The 17,642-nt window shown below is 67.5% G+C and carries 16 protein-coding genes; 14 read left to right on the top strand and 2 right to left on the bottom strand.

Going from position 1 to position 17,642, the window contains the following annotated elements; all coding sequences use genetic code 11:
• Nucleotides 1–3 precede the first annotated feature (3 nt).
• On the bottom strand, nucleotides 4–1,302 hold the full coding sequence (locus LIN44_RS14160) for a nitrate/nitrite transporter (protein WP_370641575.1): 1,299 nt from the start codon (nucleotides 1,300–1,302) through the stop codon (nucleotides 4–6).
• Between the two features lie 81 nt (nucleotides 1,303–1,383).
• Here LIN44_RS14160 and LIN44_RS14165 point away from each other — a divergent pair, with 81 nt between their 5' ends.
• From LIN44_RS14165 to LIN44_RS14180, 4 genes are all read left to right on the top strand, one after another.
• Nucleotides 1,384–2,349, top strand: a complete 966-nt coding sequence (locus tag LIN44_RS14165; protein ID WP_227312607.1) for a LysR substrate-binding domain-containing protein — start codon at nucleotides 1,384–1,386, stop codon at nucleotides 2,347–2,349.
• Nucleotides 2,350–3,486: 1,137 nt separating this feature from the next.
• Nucleotides 3,487–4,863 carry a sigma-54 dependent transcriptional regulator gene (locus LIN44_RS14170; RefSeq protein ID WP_227312608.1) on the top strand — a complete coding sequence of 459 codons (1,377 nt, stop codon included), beginning with the start codon at nucleotides 3,487–3,489 and terminating at the stop codon, nucleotides 4,861–4,863.
• Nucleotides 4,864–4,895: 32 nt separating this feature from the next.
• Nucleotides 4,896–5,630, top strand: coding sequence for a bifunctional 2-polyprenyl-6-hydroxyphenol methylase/3-demethylubiquinol 3-O-methyltransferase UbiG (locus LIN44_RS14175; RefSeq protein ID WP_227312609.1), 735 nt, complete (start codon nucleotides 4,896–4,898; stop codon nucleotides 5,628–5,630).
• On the top strand, nucleotides 5,627–6,016 hold the full coding sequence (locus LIN44_RS14180; RefSeq protein ID WP_227312610.1) for a GtrA family protein: 390 nt from the start codon (nucleotides 5,627–5,629) through the stop codon (nucleotides 6,014–6,016). Before LIN44_RS14175 ends, LIN44_RS14180 begins: the two co-directional genes overlap by 4 nt.
• Before the next feature lie 31 nt (nucleotides 6,017–6,047).
• Here LIN44_RS14180 and LIN44_RS14185 read toward each other — a convergent pair whose 3' ends face one another.
• Nucleotides 6,048–7,070, bottom strand: coding sequence for a glycosyltransferase family 2 protein (locus LIN44_RS14185; RefSeq protein ID WP_227312611.1), 1,023 nt, complete (start codon nucleotides 7,068–7,070; stop codon nucleotides 6,048–6,050).
• Here LIN44_RS14185 and LIN44_RS14190 point away from each other — a divergent pair.
• From LIN44_RS14190 to LIN44_RS14235, 10 genes are all read left to right on the top strand, one after another.
• The gene (locus LIN44_RS14190; protein WP_227312612.1) at nucleotides 7,069–7,797 is read left to right on the top strand and encodes a hypothetical protein; all 729 of its coding nucleotides are present in this window, start codon (nucleotides 7,069–7,071) and stop codon (nucleotides 7,795–7,797) included. The two genes, LIN44_RS14185 and LIN44_RS14190, sit on opposite strands and share 2 nt — an antisense overlap.
• 34 nt (nucleotides 7,798–7,831) lie before the next feature.
• Nucleotides 7,832–9,301, top strand: a complete 1,470-nt coding sequence (locus LIN44_RS14195) for a hypothetical protein (protein ID WP_227312613.1) — start codon at nucleotides 7,832–7,834, stop codon at nucleotides 9,299–9,301.
• A 1,303-nt stretch (nucleotides 9,302–10,604) separates the two neighbouring features.
• Nucleotides 10,605–10,802, top strand: a complete 198-nt coding sequence (locus tag LIN44_RS14200) for a Flp family type IVb pilin (RefSeq protein WP_227312614.1) — start codon at nucleotides 10,605–10,607, stop codon at nucleotides 10,800–10,802.
• Nucleotides 10,803–10,895: 93 nt separating this feature from the next.
• Nucleotides 10,896–11,069, top strand: a complete 174-nt coding sequence (locus LIN44_RS14205; RefSeq protein ID WP_227312615.1) for a Flp family type IVb pilin — start codon at nucleotides 10,896–10,898, stop codon at nucleotides 11,067–11,069.
• Nucleotides 11,070–11,138: 69 nt separating this feature from the next.
• On the top strand, nucleotides 11,139–11,672 hold the full coding sequence (locus LIN44_RS14210; RefSeq protein ID WP_227312616.1) for a prepilin peptidase: 534 nt from the start codon (nucleotides 11,139–11,141) through the stop codon (nucleotides 11,670–11,672).
• A gap of 67 nt (nucleotides 11,673–11,739) precedes the next feature.
• Nucleotides 11,740–13,158, top strand: a complete 1,419-nt coding sequence (locus tag LIN44_RS14215; protein ID WP_227312617.1) for an ATP-binding protein — start codon at nucleotides 11,740–11,742, stop codon at nucleotides 13,156–13,158.
• Between the two features lie 44 nt (nucleotides 13,159–13,202).
• Entirely contained in the window at nucleotides 13,203–14,042 is an 840-nt protein-coding gene (gene cpaB, locus LIN44_RS14220; RefSeq protein WP_227312618.1) for a Flp pilus assembly protein CpaB, read from the top strand.
• Between the two features lie 66 nt (nucleotides 14,043–14,108).
• Entirely contained in the window at nucleotides 14,109–15,986 is a 1,878-nt protein-coding gene (locus tag LIN44_RS14225) for a type II and III secretion system protein family protein (protein WP_227312619.1), read from the top strand.
• Nucleotides 15,987–16,019: 33 nt separating this feature from the next.
• Nucleotides 16,020–16,355 (top strand): hypothetical protein, encoded by a 336-nt coding sequence (locus LIN44_RS14230; RefSeq protein WP_227312620.1) that lies wholly within the window; start codon nucleotides 16,020–16,022, stop codon nucleotides 16,353–16,355.
• Nucleotides 16,356–16,379: 24 nt separating this feature from the next.
• Entirely contained in the window at nucleotides 16,380–17,636 is a 1,257-nt protein-coding gene (locus tag LIN44_RS14235) for a pilus assembly protein TadG-related protein (protein ID WP_227312621.1), read from the top strand.
• The last annotated feature ends 6 nt before the right edge of the window (nucleotides 17,637–17,642 follow it).

A 17,642-nucleotide genomic window follows, 5' to 3' on the forward strand; every position in this document is an offset into this window, starting at 1 on the left:
GGTTCAGCGGGCGGCAACCGCTTCGCGGCGCCCGCGCCGCCCGCCCATCGCATACCACACCGCCGCCAGCGCCTGCAGCGCCACCAGCCCCGACCACGCCGCCAGATGTGCCACCTTCGGGTAATGGCCGCCGGTGGCAGGCCACAGGTCCAGCACGAAGCCGACGCCCACCTGGCAGGCAAAGGTCGACAGGAACACGGTCAGCGTCAGCGCCGTGGTGGCGCGGCCGATCAATGCATCGGGAAAACTGCGCGCCAGCACCGCATAGGTCAGGATGCCGCTGGAACCGAATACGCCATAGGCGGCCCACAGCAGCACCGGCGGCAGCGGCACCTGCGCCATCAGCAGCAGCTGGATCACGATAAAGCCGGTCATGCCGGCCCCGGCAAAGGCATACAGGCTCACGCCCAGGCGTTCCAGGTGGCGCGCGGCCCAGCCCGAGCCGACGCAGCCGGCCATCATGGCAAAGCCGATCACCGACACCAGCCGCGCGCCGGTGCCCGCATCGTAGCCGGACACATCGCGCAGGAAGGCACCCACCCACAGCGTCTGCACCGCCAGAAACACGCCCTGGTTGAGCAGCGTCAGCGGCACCACGCGCCAGAAGCGCTCGCTGCCCAGGATCTGGCGCGTGCCGCGCAGCTGCTCGCGCAGGCTTTCCTTGCCGACGCGGGGCTTGTCCGGCGCGCTGAACCACAGCAGCGCCGCCATTGCCAGCGACACGCCGGCCAGGCCGATGCTGACAGTGCGCCAGTCAGTCAGCGACAGCAGCCACGACAGCGGCGTGCCGACCAGCACCGCGCCCAGTCCGCCGATGGCCATCACCACGCCGTTGAGCAGGGGCATGCGCGACAGCGGGAACCACATCGACAGTGCCTGGATGGCGGCGCCCAGGCATACCGACACGCCCACGCCGATCAGCAGCCGGCCCGCGGCCAGCCCGGCCATGCCGGGCGCGAGCGCGAACACCAGCGAGCCGGCCACGGCCACCAGCAGCATCGCCGCCTCGGTGCGGCGCGGACCGTAGCGGTCCAGCAGGATGCCGGCCGGCAGTTGGGCGCAGGCAAAGCCAAGGAAATAAAAGCTGGTGAGCAGGCCCAGGTCGCCGGCATTGAGGCCGAGTTCACGCGTCAGGTGCGGCGCGAAACCCAGGTTGACGCCGCGGAACACATAGGACACCAGGAAGCCCAGCGAGAACACGACCAGCACGCGCCAGCGGGCACTGGACGCGGCAGCGGCGGCCGGTTGCGCGTGCGAGCGCTGCGAGGATGCGGAAGACAAGTTTGAAGTCGAAGTCGTCATGATGGCCTGCATTGTCTTCCCCATCCCGGGGCAAAGCCAACGAAAGATACCCGCGGCAATTGTGAGTAGAATTTGACGGCCATGGCCAAAACCCCCGCCAGATCCCCGCAACGCCCCGTCCATCTGCCGCCGCTGCAAGCGCTGCGTGCACTGGAAGCCGCCGCGCGCCACCGCAGCTTCTCGCGCGCGGCCGAGGAACTGGCCCTGACCCACAGCGCCATCAGCCACCATGTCCGCGCGCTGGAAACCAGCCTCGGCACCAAGCTGTTCCAGCGCAGCGGCAGCCAGATGGCACCCACCAGCGTGGGCGCGCGGCTGGCCGAACAGGTGCGCGGCGCGCTCGACGACATCGAAAGCGCGCTGCGCGAGGCCGGCAACAGCGCCGGGCCGCCGGTGATCCGGCTGCAGGTCAGCGTGATGGCCGACCTGGCCAATGCCTGGCTGATCCGGCGCCTGCCCAGCCTGCACGCCCAGGTGCCGTCGCTGGACCTGCACCTGCGGCTGCATGCCGAGATCACGCCGCCCGACCCGTACAGCGTCGATGTGGGGATCTGGCACCAGCGCATCGACCTGCCCGGCTTCGAGTGCCACAACCTGATCGAAGACCATGTGATCGCGGTGGCCAGCCCGGCGCTGCTGGCGCGCTACCCGGGCTTTACGCTGGCCGACGTGCCGCGCCTGCCGATGCTGCGCTTTGCGCTGCGCCCCTGGCGCGACTGGCTCGAAGCCGCCGGACTGCCCGGCGACGAACCGGAGCGCGGCCCGATCTTCCAGGACGCCGGGCTGATGCTGCAGTCCGCCGTGGCCGGGCTGGGCGTGGCCACGGCGCGCGCGCAGCTGGCGCACGACTATCTGGCCAGCGGCGAACTGGTGCAGATCGGGCCCACCCGGATCCCTTCGAGCCTGCACTACTGGGTCACCTGGCGCGAAGGCAACCCGCGCGAGAAGGCCATCCAGCAGTTCCATGCCTGGCTGCAGGAACAGGTGCGGCAGGAAGGCGCGCACGCGGATGCCGCCGCCGGCGATGCCGGGCCGTTTCATCCGTGAAATTGTTTGGCGCGGCGATGTTGGCAATACGAATCATTTTCGTCTAGGCCTGCCAAATCAAGGCCTCGGTGCCTGCGCCGCCCCCGCCGCCAACAACCATTCCAGGCATCGCCACTGCGTCGGCGCGGTGTGCCGAGTTTCACGGATGCAACCATTTTGACCAGCGTGCCAGCCGCGCTGTAAAACGTGCGGACCCCATCCAAACAGATGAGAAGCGGCTGAGACGTCCGGCCGCGATTCGTGCGAAGGCCTGTCAACACGCCGATTGTCTCCATCGCGCCGCCGCTGCCAGCGTACGTGTGGCACCAAAAGGCTGAGGTCGGCAGTGTCGCCCACTGTCAGCGAAAGATGTATGCACTTCAAATCCTTGTAACGGAAATGAAACTGCTCGAAGGGCGGTGCCGTGCAGTATCGGAGCCCTCAGCCGCGAGCGTTTCAGATTTTGCACTCCCCTCGTTCAGGTGGCCCGACGCTTCGAAAAATGGCGATCCCAACACGTCAGGCACTCATTCAGTGCCTGGGACATCGCCTGGCGCCACGGGAACTTTTTGCGTCGCAACATAAGGTTGGCGCTCGAGGTTACAGGAGCGGAACGTTTTGGCTCGCGCGTAGCCGGCAATGCGCCGCTCGCGACATTTCCTTTCCTTTCTTTTCAATGACTTAGCGCACTCTGGCACATTCGTCGCAGATATGTCGGCGCGAACAGAAGCCCGGAACAAAGGGGAAGTCTGAAACGAGAGCGGCAAACATACTGGCACGCGTTCGCCGAGGATCAGTTTCAGGACGATCCCGCAACCCAGGGCGGGGAATTGGACTGGCGCTGTAAGCGAGGGCCACGCGGCAGGAACTGGCCCGCATCGGCACCAGCCATGACATTCGGCGCCGACAAGATAAAGCGGAGGTCATTCAGGAACACGGGCCGCGAGCGCAAGCCAGCGGCCCGTGCCACCTGAATCCCGCGGCATGCCGGTCAACGCGGCGTCCCGCGGCAGCAGAACGGGGTGAAACAACAGAAATTGGGGAGCGCGCCGCGCGGCATCGCCACGATGCGGCCGGTGCAAGGCTTAGAGCCAACGGGGCGAGCGGCCGGCCATGCCGGCCGCCAGTTCCGAAAAAACAAGAATCCGGGGAAATCTCATGAGCGCGTACGCCAACCGCCCGCTGCTGTACCTGTCGCAGCACCATGACGCCACGCTGTGCCGGCTGTTCGCCCAGCGTGGCTGGAAAATCAGCTTCGCGTCGAACCTGCACGACCTGCAGGCTCTGCCGCCGGGCAACCAGCCGCTGGCCGCGTTGCTGGACCTGCAAGGCGGCTTTGGCGATGCCGAGCTGGAAGCCTTCGAGCCCTGGCTGGCGCAGCCGCATATCGGCTGGATCGGCATCGTCGCCGGCCAGCACGCGCTGAGCGAGAGCGCGCGCCGGTTGCTCGGCTTGTATTTCGTCGATTACCACACCGCCCCGCTCGAGCACCCACGCCTGGCCGAGGCCCTGGGCCATGCGCTCGGCATGGCCCGGCTGCGGCCCGGCGCGCAGCATGAGGCCCCGCGCACCGCCCGCCCCGATGGCATGATCGGCAGCTGCCCGGCGATGCAGTCGCTGTTCCGCGGCATCGAGAAGGTGTCGCGCTGGGACACGCCGGTGCTGATCTCGGGCGAGTCCGGCACCGGCAAGGAACTCGCCGCCCAGGCCATCCACCGCGCCTCGGCGCGGGCCTCGCGCCCCTTCATCGCGGTCAACTGCGCGGCGATCCCGCCCACGCTGCTGATGTCGGAACTGTTCGGCTATGAGCGCGGCGCCTTCACCGGCGCCACCAAGCGCAAGCCCGGCCGCATCGAGATGGCGCAGGGCGGCACGCTGTTCCTCGATGAAATCGGCGACATGCCGATCGAAAGCCAGACCAGCCTGCTGCGCTTCCTCGAGACCGGACGCATCGAGCGGCTGGGCGGCACCGAGTCGGTCGAGGTGGATGTGCGCATCATCTCCGCCACGCACGTCGACCTGGAAGCGGCGATCGCCGCCGAGCGCTTCCGCGGCGACCTGTATCACCGGCTGTGCGTGCTGCGCGTGCGCCAGCCCCCGCTGCGCGAGCGTGGCAGCGACATCCTGCTGATCGCCGAACATGTGCTGGACACCGTGCGCAAGCAGTCGCCGGCGCGCATCCGCGGCTTCTCGCCGATGGCGCTGCGCGCGATCCAGCTGCACACCTGGCCCGGCAATGTGCGCGAACTGATCAACCGCATCCGCCATGCCGCGGCGATGTGCGAAGACGGCGTGATCCAGCCCGAGGACCTGGAACTGGCCACGCCCGCCGACGACCGCCCGCTGACGCTGGCCGCGATCCGCGAAGCCGCCGAGCAGCATGCCATCGTCGAAGCGCTGCAGCGGCACCATGAACGGCTGATCGACGTGGCCGCCGAACTCGGCATCTCGCGAGTGACGCTGTTCCGGCTGATGCGGGATTACAAGCTGCAGGTGAAGAAGGGAGATCTGGGGTTGATCTGCGTGCAGGGCTAGCACGCGACACCTTCTCTTTTAAGGATCTCTTCATGTCCCCTGACGCCTACCTCGAGATGGCCGACACCGAAGCCAGCCACTGGTGGTTCCGTGGACGGCGCGAGATCGTCGCCGCCATCCTCGCCGGGCTGGACTTGCCGCGCCATGCGTCGATCCTCGAGATCGGCGCGGGCACCGGCGGCAACCTCGCGATGCTGTCGCAGTTCGGCAAGGTCAGCGCGGTGGAAATGGATGGCACCGCGCTGCGCCTGGCGCGCGAGAAAACCGGCGACGCCTACGACCTGCGCGCCGGCAAGTGCCCCGACGAGATGCCGTTTGCCGAGCGCAGCTTTGACCTGGTCTGCCTGCTCGACTGCCTCGAGCACATCGCCGACGATGCCGGCTCGCTCGACTGCGCCGCCAGGCTGCTGAAGGCGGGCGGCACGGTCTTTATCACCGTGCCCGCCTACCAGTGGCTGTGGAGCGCGCACGACGTCTTCCTGCATCACCAGCGCCGCTACAGCAAGCGCTCGTTGCACGCGCTGGCCAGCCGCTGCGGCCTGCGCGTGCAACGGATGTCGTACTTCAATACGATGCTGTTCCCGCTCGCGGTTGCCGCGCGCATTGGCGACCGGCTATGCGGCAGCCGCCATGCGAGCGGCGCCGGTCTCCCGCCCGCGCCCGTCAACGGCGCGCTGCACCGCGTGTTCCGCACCGAACGCCACTGGCTTGCGCGCGGGTCGCTGCCGTTCGGCATTTCGCTGATGGCCGTGCTGCGCGCATCGTGAACGCCAGCGGCACTGCGCCCGGGCTGCGCCAATTCACGCGGTTCCTGGTTTCCGGCGCCACTTCGACCGGCGTGCATGTCGCCATCACTGCGACGCTGGTGAGCGTGCTCGACGCCTCGCCCGTGGCGGCCAACGGCATCGCCTTCGTTTCCGCCACGGTGTGCTCGTACTTGCTCAATACCCTGTGGAGTTTCTCGTCACGCTTGCGCCATCGCACCCTGGGGCGCTTTGCCGGCGTCTCGCTGCTGGGGCTGGCGCTGACCGTGGGTATCTCGTGGACCGCGCAGCGGCTTGGGGCCAGCTATTGGGCAGGCCTGGCGGGTGTGGTGCTGACTGTGCCGGTGCTCACGTACCTGCTGCACCGGGCCTGGACCTACCGCGACTGATTTTGCGGCGGGGCCCAGGCGGCAGCATGCTTCAGCGGCCGTTGCTGACTTGCCCGCGGTCGATCCGGATCACGCGCCGTCCCGACGCCAGGCTCCTGCTCTGCCCGGTCTCCTGGTAGCGCCGCCGCACCAGGTAGATCGGCCGGCCCTTGGCCTCGTCGTAGATGCGGCCGACATATTCGCCGACCACGCCCAGGCCGATCAGCTGGATGCCGCCGAGAAAAAGCAGCGCCGACAGCAGCGACGCATAGCCCGGGACATCGATGCCCAGCACCAGCGTGCGCGCCACGATAAAAGCGCCGTAGCCGAACGCGCCCAGCGCGATCGCCACGCCGATATAAGTCCAGCTGCGCAGCGGCATGGTGCTGAAGCTGGTGATGCCCTCGAGCGCGAAATTCCACAGGCGCCAGCCGGAGAATTTGGAATGCCCCGCGCTGCGGGGCTCGCGCTCGTATGGCACGATCACGGTGCGGTAGCCTACCCAGGCGAACAGGCCCTTCATGAAGCGCCGGCGCTCCGGCATCTGCTTGAGCGCATTGATCACGACCCGGTCCATCAGCCTGAAATCGCCCACATTCACCGGCAGCTTCTGGTCCGACAGCTTGTTATGGACACGGTAGTACGCCCCTGCGGTCGCGCGCTTGAGCCACGAATCGCAGGCGCGGCTGCTGCGCTGCGCCAGCACCACCTCGGCGCCTTCGCGCCAGCGTCTGACCAGTTCGGGAATCAGTGAGGGCGGGTCCTGCAGGTCGGCGTCGATGGGAATCACCGCATCGCCCAGGGCCTCGTCGAGCCCCGCCGTCAGCGCTGCCTCCTTGCCGAAGTTCCGCGTCAGGTCCACCACGCGCACGCGCGGGTCGCGGTGCGAATAGGCGATCAGCTGCTCCAGCGTGTCGTCGGTGCTGCCGTCATTCACCAGCACGATCTCGAAGCGGGTCGCGTCGATCGACTCCAGCACCGGGATCACGCTGTCGAAGAATCTGCCAATGCTTTCGGACTCGTTGTAGCAGGGCACCACCAGAGACAGCAGCCTGCTTTCGTATGGACCCGACATGATGCTCTCCCCGGACGGCGTGGCGCAGGTGGACGGCGTCGTGCCCTGCGCATGGTCTTGTTATCGGCGCGGCCGCCGGATGGCACTGCACGTCGTGCGACTGCCGTCCTGCCGCGCCCTGCTGGTGGCCGCGTTGCTGTCGAAAGTGCAGCAGCGACGCATCGGTGCATTCGCTTCATTCTGGTCAGCCGACCAGGGATATACAAGCACCACGGAGATCGCTGTCCAGGCGCACCAATCCACCTTGTGCGAGCGTTTCCCGTTTGAATCACCAGCCGGTGTGGCCATGCGCCCGCACGCCGTCTGGATTCCGGCGGCTCTCGGGCGACGCCTCGCCTCCCGGCGCCCTGGTCCGCGTTTCTCCCCTGAAACGCGTTGCGCCGGCCGACACGTGCCTGGCGAGGTCCGGTCCGTCATGGCCAGGCCGCAGCTTTTCGCGGCCGGCTCCGCCAAAGGCACGGGGTGCGGCGTGATCCGGCTCATCCTTTCGGCGCAGAACCAGCGGCACATCGCCAATCTCCGTTCACAGGCCATCGTTCAACCAGAATTTAAGCACGATTCGAAGCGGAAACGACGGCCGGGATCCATCGCCATAGAACCAGGCCGCCCCCCGCGCACCGCCCCTGAAAAACCGCTTAGAACCTGGACCTTTCCGACAATGGCGCGCTCTTTGCAAGCAGGCAACGCGCCCGCGGGCCGCATTGGGGAAGTGCGCGCCGGATCGTAAGAACGGGCCAGCATCGTAGCCATCGCGAGACGCCATGAAAACCAATACCACCTGGGTCGGGGAAACCGGCACGGACAGCATGCTGCAGCAGTGCGCCAGACAGCCGTGGTTCTGGCCAGCGCTCTACGGGCTCAGCGTATTCGCGCTCCTCTCGTTTGCCGGCGCCCGCCTGCTGGTGGACGCCGATACGCTGTGGCACATCGCCGCGGGCAAATGGATGCTTGCCCACCTGGCCGTGCCGGCCACCGATCCATTCTCCTTCTCGTTTCACGGCGCCAAATGGGTGCCACATGAATGGCTGGCCGAAGTCATCCTCGCGGCCTCCCATGCCTGGCTCGGCTGGGCCGGGCCGGTGCTGGTCACCGCACTGGCGGCCGCCATCACGCTGACCGTGCTGTTGCGGTTCCTGCTGCGCTATGTCGAGCCCTTGCACGCGTTCAGCGGGACCCTGCTCACCTTCCTGACTCTGGCCCAGCATCTGGTTGCCCGCCCCCACGCCATGGCCTGGCCGCTGATGGTGATCTGGACCGCCCACCTGGTGCTGGCACGCGAACAAGGCAAGCGGCCCAGCCTTTGGGCGCTGCTCGTCATGCTGGCCTGGGCCAACCTGCATGGCAGTTTCGTGCTCGGCATCGGGCTGGCGGTTGCACTTGCCGCCGAGGCCATCCTCACCGAGAAGCAACCGGTCCAGAGCGCGAAGGCATGGGCGCCCTTCGTCGCAGGCACGATCGTCGCGGGCCTGATGACGCCGCACGGGTTGGATGGCCTGCTCTTTCCTTTCCACGTCTCCGGCATGAGCTATACGCTCAGCGTCATCGGCGAGTGGAAGGCACCGGATTTCCGCCTGGTCCAGCCGATCGAGCTGTGGCTGGGCTTTGTGCTGTTCGGCGCGCTGTACTTCGGCTTCCGCCTGCCGGCGATGCGGATCGTGATGTGCTTCGGCCTGGTCCACCTGGCGCTGATCGCGGCACGCTACGCCGAACTGCTGGGACTGCTGGCCCCGCTGCTGCTGATGCCGAGCGTTGGCCCCCAGCTGCGCGCGGCGATCCGTCCGGAGATCCGGCTGCGCCTGTCGCCACTGGTGCTTCGCACCCTTACCGCGTTATGCCTGGCACTGTTCATGTCCAGCATCATCTTGCTTGCGCGGGGCATCCAGCACGATCATCGACGCATCCAGCCCCGCGAGGCCGTCAGCGCGGCCATGGCGGCGGGCGGCGCAGGGCCGGTCTTCAACAGCTACAACTTCGGCGGCTACCTGATCTTCTCCGGCATTCCCCCACTCATCGACGGCCGCGCCGATCTCTACGGCGACGCCTTCGTGCGAAGGTACATGAAAGCGTATTCTGGCGACGCCGAGGTGCTGCAGGCCATGTTCGACGAATACCAGATCCGGTGGGCGGTTCTGGAACCCGCGAGTCCTGCATCAAAGTGGATCCATGGCCTGCCCGGCTGGCGAAAAGTGCATGAGGATGACGTTGCCGTCGCCTATGTCCGGGAACGCTAGGGGCGCCGCCAGCACGCCTGTTCGCGTATCCGGCTGACCCGGGCTGCATGGCCCCGGCGAGTCGGGCCATGGCTCAATGCCTGCGCGCCGCAGCGCTGTCTGGAACCGCTGCGCGCGCCCTGCCGCTGCCACCGTCCGCATACCGCACCCCCGCAGCCCTGCGGCACGTCAGCCGTCACTGCCTCCCCCGCTTCCCGCCTTTCGTCCTTGCGAGCGAGCATCGCAGCGCCTGGCCAACGCTCTTCGAACGCACGTCCGGCAGGCGCCGCCACGGCACGTGGCGGCACGAACGCAGGCTTTGCCACGATGCGTTTTCCCCATGCACAGGATGGCAGCCGCCTTCGCGCCCGCCTGCGATAGCAACGCAGAAGCGCACTTTCGTGCCCCATGTATCCAAGCTGAATCACGTCGCTGCGCATGGCTGCAAGGCGCGCCACACAAGGATTTCCGGGATATGCCCGGGGCCGCTGCCAGCGCTCTCGCACGCCGGCTCGTGTTCGCAACGTTTCTATCCGGAAACGCAGCCCCTTTGGCAGGCGCCCTCATCCGTCAGTCTGGCCCGCACCGGCAAAAGGCACCAGCGATGGCACGAAGTCGAACGGCCGCGGCGTACACCGGCCCGTGACCCGGACACCGCCTCATGCTTTCGGATGAAGTGGCTCCTTCTTTTCGTCAACCCGGCGCCGATACGCATGCTGCGCGATCTAGAACATGCGTAGCGTGCGCTGAAATGGTCTTGCGCGTCCCGCGTTTCCACCCAGCAACGAAGCCCCGCCGGAACGCCCCCTGCAGGCCCTCCAGCCCCGCACCGAGCACGCAGCGCCACCCGCAAACCCTTGCGGGGCAAAGGTTTGCGCTGCCCTGGCCCGCCGTTTGCCTATGTCAGGCGTCCGGCAGCGCAGTCCTGGTTGCCGCAATGCCGACGCAACGTTCGCCGGCATCGAACCAAGAACAATATGGGGAGCCTCACCATGCCAGTCGTGCGCCAACCTGCGATGTCACACCGGAATGCCGGCCACGCTGCTGCCGCCAGAGGCAGCGGCAGCGCGCCGTTCCGTTGCATGGCTCGCTCCGGCCACGTACAGCACGCCGCGCGGTGCATGCATGCGTCGGCGCAACGCCGGTTGCAGTCACGCAACCCGCGCATCGAGCACGGCGGTCCCGGCCGGTGGCCGTTTCATGCCTGCGCGATCTGCGCCCCGCCCTGTTGCCGGGTTTCCAGGCGCTGATATCCGGTGCCATCCAAAGCCCTATCGCAGTTCCGTAGTCCTGCAGTGCTTGTTCCCAACCAAAGGAGTCTGTCATGCAAAACCTGACCACCATGTTCAAGCAATTCATCCGTGACGAAGACGGCGTGACCGCCATTGAATACGGCCTGATCGCCGCACTCATCGCCGTTGTGATCATCGTTTCGGTCCGCCTGATCGGCACCAACCTGAACATCATCTTCGACTTCATCGGCGACACCCTCACCAACGCCCTGCCTGGCGCTGGCGGCTGATAGTTGGCAACGCGCGCATGGCTACCCGGCTCCGGGTAGCCATGCGGTAGGCCCATCCAAGCAACTCATCCATACAGACACCGGAGACGCCAAATGTCGAAGCTCCTCGCCAGGTCATCAGACTTTCTGCGCGACGACGACGGTGTCACGTCCATCGAATACGCATTGCTCGGCAGCCTGATCGCCATGGCCATCTTCGGCTCCGTGGTGACGCTCGGCGAGACCGTGCAAGGCATGTACGAGCGAATCGCCGGAAAGATGCCCTAAGGGACTCTATCCGGATCCGCGTCCAGCCTGCCCATACCTGACAACAACCAAGCGCCAGCGCCCATCACCATGCAAGCCGCCACCGCCCTCGCGCCCTTCATCGGTCCCGCCACGATCGGCATCGTGCTCACCGCCGCGGCCATCGACCTGAACCGGCGGCGCATTCCCAACTGGCTGACCTTCGGCGCCTGGATCGCCGCGCTGCCCGTGATGGCGGCCGTGCACGGCGTGGCGGCCGGCGGGCTGGCGTGGCTGTCGGGCTGGACGGTGGGCCTTGTGCTGTTCCTGCCCTTCTACTTGCTGCGCGGCATGGCCGCCGGCGACGTCAAGCTGATGGCCGCCGTGGGCGCCTGGCTGGGCGCCGGCATGGCCCTGAAGATCGCGCTGGCCACCTTCGTCATCGGCGGGCTGTGGGCGCTGATCCAGGTGTTTGCGACCGGACAGGGGCGCACCACCCTCGCCCGCGTGGGACACATGCTGAAAGCCTCCGTGACGCCTGTCTCCAGGTCCGCGCCGTCCCAGGCCACGGAGTCTGCCGGCTCCATGCCCTACGGCGTAGCGATTGCCGCGGGAACGCTGACCATGCTCTTTGCAGGCACATGATGCAAGCACCGCGGGCAGCGGGGCCTTCGGCAATGAGAACGAACTGACCAGGGAACGGGGGACGGCAATGAACGAGCATCACGACACAGGTCACGCACCAAGGCTTCTCGAGCCCGTGGCGACCGGCAGGAATGTTCGTGCCGAGCACGGCACGCCGCCGCTGCCGCCGTGGCATGTGCTGCCGCGCACGATCGCCGACACCGGGCTGGAGATAGCGCAATTGCTCGGGCTGCTGATGAAGGCCGCCTACCAGCACCGCACCGTCACGCTGGCGGTGCTGACCGACACCCTCAAGCTGCCGGCACTGGTGGTCAATGAAATCGCGTCGGTCGCCGTGCGCGAGCGCCTGCTGGAGATCGCGCACCGCGGCGCCAGCGACCTGGACGTGCGCTTCCGCCTGACCGATGCCGGCTATGCCCGCGCTGCCGAAGCCGCGGCGCGCTGCAGTTATGTCGGCACGGCGCCGGTCACGCTGGACGCTTACCTCGATGCCGTCAAGCACCACTCGGTCAGCCACGCCAGCGTGACCAAGGCGGACGTCACCGCGGCGTTCCATGACCTGGTGATTCCGGTGCATCTGCTGGATTCGATCGGCATGGCGCTGAACACCTGCCGCGCACTGATGATCTACGGCCCGGCCGGCAGCGGCAAGACCTACCTGGCACAACGGCTGGGTACGCTGCTGCCGGGCGCGGTGCCCGTGCCACACGCCATCACCGTGGGCGGCGAGATCATCCAGGTGTTCGACCCGCTGGTCCATGTCCCCTTCGACGACAGCGAAACATCGCTGGCGCACCGCTCGCTGGATCGCCGCTGGACGTTGTGCCACCGACCGGTGGTGCTTTCCGGCGGCGAGCTGACGCTGTCGATGCTGGACCTGCGCTATGACCGTACGTCGGGCTTCTACCAGGCGCCCCCGCACATGAAGGCCAACAACGGCATCTATATCGTCGATGACCTGGGCCGCCAGCTAGTCGGTGTCGCCGACCTCCTCAACCGGTGGATCGTGCCACTGGACCGGTCAGTCGACATGTTCACGCTGAACACGGGCGTGCGCTTCTCGGTGCCGTTCGACGTCTGGCCGGTGTTCTCGACCAATCTCGAACCGGCGGCGCTGGGCGACGATGCCTTCCTGCGCCGACTGGGCAGCAAGCTCTATGTGGGGCCGCTGTCGGTGGACGACTACCGCGAGGTGTATCACCGCACCGCCGCCGAATTCGGACTGACCAGCACCGACGCGGTCTTCGACTTCCTGGTGGACAGCCTGCACTACGCCAGCGATACGCCGCTGCTTGCCTGCATCCCGCGCGACCTGCTGCGCCTGGTGGATTCGGGCGTGCGCTACCACGGCCAGGCCACGCAAGTCACCGAGGCCGGCTTGCTGTCGGCGTGGCAGAGCTACTACGGACTGCGCAGCTCGGCCGAACCGATGCCGCACCTGGGCGCCGCCCACCGATGGGCGGACGATCACCGCGCCGCCAGCTGAACTGCACGACCGAATACTCGGAACAACTGTAGGGGAGAGTCATCATGAAAAACACACGCGCAATCCTGATGCTGCTGATCGCCCTGGTCGCCGGCGTGGCGGCAGTGGTATCGGCGTCGCGCTGGCTGGTCCAGCAGTCGTCCGGCTCCGTGAAGCAGGTAGTGGTGGCGGCCAATGACCTCAATCTGGGCCAGCCGCTCAACGGCGGCCAGCTGCGCATGGTCAGCTGGCCGGCGGGCAGCGTGCCGCCCGGCGCCTTCACCGACCTGAAGGCGCTGGAAGGACGCGTGGTCCGCACCAGCCTGCAGCGCGGCGAACCCATTCTCGACGCCAAGCTGGCCCCGGTCGGCACCAAGGGCGGGCTGTCGGCGGTGATCAACGACGGCAAGCGCGCCATCACCGTCCGCGTCAACGACGTGGTGGGCGTGGCCGGCTTCGCGCTGCCGGGCAACTACGTCGACGTGATCGTCAACACCAACGAAGAAGCGAAGACCAACCAGAACAGCAGCATCTCGAAGATCGTGCTCGAGAAGATCCTGGTGCTGGCGGTCGCGCAGCAGGTCAGCCGTGACGAAACCCAGCCCAAGGTGGTCAACGCCGTGACGCTGGAAGTCACGCCCGACCAGGCCGAGAAGCTCGACGTGGCACGCAGCGTGGGCACGCTCTCGCTGGTGCTGCGCAACCAGCTGGACGTGGCCGACATCAGCACAGGCGGCGCCACCAAGGGCACGCTGCTGGGCAAGGCACCGGAGGCACCGGCCAAGGTCGTGACCAAGACCGAGACCCGTACCGTGGTCAAGACGCGCACGGTGGCGGCAGCCCCCGCGCGCGGCAACTGCATCGGCGTACTCGCTGGCATGCAGGGCGGCGTCGAGTGCTTCTGAGCGCCGGCACCACGGCATCCAACGAATTCTGAGCTGCAACACAGCCTCTCCGGGGGGAGATTCAAAATGAACCAGACACGATCCGACGCCGCGGGCGGCACCCGCATCCTGGTGCTGGCCGCCATCCTCTGCACGCCTGTGGCCGCCGCGGCGCAGGCCGCGCTCGAGGCAGGCAACCTGACCAAGGCCACCGCACCAGCCGCCGCCAAGGCACCGCAGGGCCCGATGCAGATGACCATCAGCATGACGCCCGGCGCCGCCGCGCCGGCCGCACAAGCCCCTGCCGCGCCTGTCGCGGAGGCGCGCGGCCCCAACTGCACCGGCGCCATCCGCGGTGAATCGAGCGTGATCGTGCCGGTCGGCAAGTCGCAGCTGATCAACCTGCAGGAGCCGGTACGCAACCGGACCCTTGGCAACCCGAACGTGGTGCAGGCCACCATGGTGTCGCCGCAGACGCTCTATGTGCTGGGCCGCACCGTGGGCACCACCAACATGATCGTGCAGGGCCGCAGTGGCAGCTGCAGCATCATCAACGTGGTGGTCAACGCCGATGCCGGCGGGCTGCAGACCTCGCTCGGCCAGCTGCTGCCGGGCGAGCCCGGCATCCGCGTGACCACCGCCGCGGATAACCTCGTACTGACCGGCAGTGTCACCAACGCACAGGCGGCGCAGCAGGCCATGGAGATCGCGCAGGCCTACGCCAATGCGGCGCAGGGCGGCGATGGCAACAAGAAAGGCAGCGTGCTGAACATGCTGTCGGTCGACACGCCGCAGCAGGTGATGCTGGAAGTGAAGGTGGCCGAAGTGTCCAAGACACTGCTGAACCAGCTCGGTTCCTCGGTAAACCTGCAGGGCGGCTTCGGCTCCTGGAGCGGCGGCCTGGTGACGTCGCTGCTGACCGGCGCGTCGACAGCCATCTTCGGCAGCAAGGCCAACAACCGGCCGTTCGAGTTCGCCATCGACGCGCAGAAAAACGACAGCCTGGTCAAGATCCTGGCCGAGCCTAACCTGGTCACCATCAGCGGCCAGGAAGCCAGCTTCCTGGCGGGCGGCAAGATCTATATCCCGGTGGCGCAGGCCAACGTGCTGAACGGGGCCGGCACCGTCACGCTGCAGGAGGAAGAGTTCGGCGTGGGCCTGAAATTCACGCCCACGGTGCTGGCCAACGGCCGCATCCACCTGAAGGTTGCGCCCGAGGTATCCGAACTCTCGCCCACAGGCGCCACCATCCGTGGCGGCACGCTGTCAGGCCAGACCGTGCTGCCGGTCATTACCACCCGCCGCGCCTCCACCACGGTGCAGATGCGCGACGGCGAGAGCTTCGCCATCGGCGGCCTGCTGACCGACAGCGCGCGCGGCTCGCTCAAGGCGCTGCCGGGTGCCGGCGAAGTGCCGGTGCTGGGCACGCTGTTCCGCAGCACGCAATACCAGCAGGACCTGTCCGAGCTGGTGTTCATCATCACGCCGCGCCTGGTCAAGCCGATGCAGACCAGCAACTACCCGCTGCCGACCGACAGCTTCTCCACTCCCAACCCGCTGTCGCTGTACTTCATGGGCAATATGGAAGGCGACGGCAAGCGTCCGACCCAACCGGCCCCGGCGCCGTCGCAGCCCGCCGCGCCGGCCGCGGTGCCCGCCGCACCGCCGGCGGCACCGCGCAGCGAAGGCGCGCCGGCCACCGCGGTTTCAGCGGTGCCGACCGGCAGGCCGCTGGAGGAACCGGCGCCGGCCGCGCCGCAAGCCGCGGCGGCAGCCAGCCCGCCTCCGTCCCTGCCCTCCCCGGCGGCACCGGCCGCGCCGGCCCGCAACAGCGCGGCGGCCGCGGTGGCGACAGCACCGGCCGAAGACACCGCCGCGCGCATTGCCCGCATCGAGGCGACCGCTGCCCGCCTCGCTCAGGCCAGGGCCACGGCCACCGGCCGCACCGCATCGGGCGGCAACTGAGCGCCGCGCCAACCGCAGAACCGGAGAACGACCATGAACAAGACCCTGAAGCTTTCGCGCGGCGCCACCGTCGTGGTGCTGGGCGGCCTGGCCTGCCTCGGCCTGTCGGCGTGCATGACGACCACGCCTGTATGGGACGGCCAGCGCGGTGTGGCGCTGGCCACCGTGACGCAGATGCAGATCATCAACCCCGACGCGCCGGCCGGCCTGCCGACTGTCACCGGCACGGACGGCAAGACCGCGGTGGCGGCGATGAAGAACTTCGACCGATCGCTGTCGAAGGGCCAGCAAGGCGGATCGCCGTCCATGACCATCGATTTCGGCGCCGGCGGCTATGGCGGCGTGGGCATGGGCGGCGGCGGCCGTTGAGCATCGGAACCGCGGGAGGCAATCATGTCTGCATCGGGCTTCGCACGACCCACGCTGACGCGGCGCAAGCGCCAGCGTGGCGCAGTGGCCATCATCGTGGGGCTGTCGCTGGCCGTGCTGATCGGCTTTGTCGGGCTGGCGCTCGACCTGGGCAAGCTCTATGTGACCAAGAGCGAGCTGCAGAACAGCGTCGATGCCTGCGCGCTGGCCGCGGCGCGCGACGTCACCGGCGCCACGCCGCTGCTGGTGTCCGAGGCGGCGGGCCTGACCACCGGCTCGAGCAACGCCGCCTTGTTCCAGGGCAAGGCGGTGGAGATGTTCGAGAACCTCAACGTCTCGTACAGCGATACCCCTGACAACACCTTCTATACCAAGGACAAGGTTCCCTACTCGCTCGACAAGATCAAATACGTCAAATGCACGGCCGAGCGCACAGGCATTGCCCACTGGTTCATCCAGGTCCTCAATGCCCTGCCCGGGATGAATATCCAGCCCAGCACCGTCAACGCCATGGCGGTCGCCACCACCACCAGCGCGCAGACCGCCTGCGCCATCCCGGTCTACATCTGCACGCCGCAAACGGCGAACCCGGTCAGGACCGCGTACAACCGCGGCGACTGGATCCGATCGAAGGACGAAAAGGATCCATACGGTCCCGGCAGCTTTGGCTGGGCCGACCTGTCGCCCCCGGGAGGCGGTGCCTCCGAGCTGGCGGATCTTCTTGCAGGCTCCGGACAGTGCGACATGTCGGTGGTGGGGTCCAAGGTCGGCCAGCCGGGCAGCATCTCGGCACTGATACCCGCATGGAATACGCGCTTCGGGCTCTATACCGGCTCCTACAAGGGACCCGAGCATGGTACCCCCGACTTTGCCGGCTATGCCTACAGCGTCAAGTCATGGAACCCGCCCAACGGCGGCAACGCCTACCCGGACTTCATCCAGAAGCGCGCCGCCAACGAGCCGTACCAGACCGACGCCAACGCCGGCCTGGTCACCAAGGGCACGCCGTCGACCAGGCAGGTGCACCAGGCTGGCGCCGACCGCAGGCTGGTACAGGTGCCGGTGGTGGACTGCAACGAGCTCGCCTCGTCCAAGCAGGCCACGGTGGCCTCCTGGGCCTGCATGCTGCTGGTGCAGCCGATGCAGGAACCCAGCGCAAAGGACGTGACCTACATCGAGTACCTCGGCGACTCGAAGGACCCGACCAGCCCGTGCGCAACCCAGGGCGTGCCCGGTTCCAGCACGGGCAATGGCCCGCGCGTGCCGGTGCTGGTGCAATAGGAGCCG

The sequence above is a fragment of the Cupriavidus sp. MP-37 genome (assembly GCF_020618415.1).
Taxonomy (GTDB): domain Bacteria; phylum Pseudomonadota; class Gammaproteobacteria; order Burkholderiales; family Burkholderiaceae; genus Cupriavidus.

Coding starts and splice junctions, on each gene's coding strand:
- LIN44_RS14160 (WP_370641575.1), bottom strand. CDS start 1,302: ATGACGACTTCGACTTCAAACTTGTCTTCCGCATCCTCGCAGCGCTCG.
- LIN44_RS14165 (WP_227312607.1), top strand. CDS start 1,384: ATGGCCAAAACCCCCGCCAGATCCCCGCAACGCCCCGTCCATCTGCCG.
- LIN44_RS14170 (WP_227312608.1), top strand. CDS start 3,487: ATGAGCGCGTACGCCAACCGCCCGCTGCTGTACCTGTCGCAGCACCAT.
- LIN44_RS14175 (WP_227312609.1), top strand. CDS start 4,896: ATGTCCCCTGACGCCTACCTCGAGATGGCCGACACCGAAGCCAGCCAC.
- LIN44_RS14190 (WP_227312612.1), top strand. CDS start 7,069: ATGATGCTCTCCCCGGACGGCGTGGCGCAGGTGGACGGCGTCGTGCCC.
- LIN44_RS14185 (WP_227312611.1), bottom strand. CDS start 7,070: ATGTCGGGTCCATACGAAAGCAGGCTGCTGTCTCTGGTGGTGCCCTGC.
- LIN44_RS14195 (WP_227312613.1), top strand. CDS start 7,832: ATGAAAACCAATACCACCTGGGTCGGGGAAACCGGCACGGACAGCATG.
- LIN44_RS14200 (WP_227312614.1), top strand. CDS start 10,605: ATGCAAAACCTGACCACCATGTTCAAGCAATTCATCCGTGACGAAGAC.
- LIN44_RS14205 (WP_227312615.1), top strand. CDS start 10,896: ATGTCGAAGCTCCTCGCCAGGTCATCAGACTTTCTGCGCGACGACGAC.
- LIN44_RS14210 (WP_227312616.1), top strand. CDS start 11,139: ATGCAAGCCGCCACCGCCCTCGCGCCCTTCATCGGTCCCGCCACGATC.
- LIN44_RS14215 (WP_227312617.1), top strand. CDS start 11,740: ATGAACGAGCATCACGACACAGGTCACGCACCAAGGCTTCTCGAGCCC.
- cpaB (WP_227312618.1), top strand. CDS start 13,203: ATGAAAAACACACGCGCAATCCTGATGCTGCTGATCGCCCTGGTCGCC.
- LIN44_RS14225 (WP_227312619.1), top strand. CDS start 14,109: ATGAACCAGACACGATCCGACGCCGCGGGCGGCACCCGCATCCTGGTG.
- LIN44_RS14230 (WP_227312620.1), top strand. CDS start 16,020: ATGAACAAGACCCTGAAGCTTTCGCGCGGCGCCACCGTCGTGGTGCTG.
- LIN44_RS14235 (WP_227312621.1), top strand. CDS start 16,380: ATGTCTGCATCGGGCTTCGCACGACCCACGCTGACGCGGCGCAAGCGC.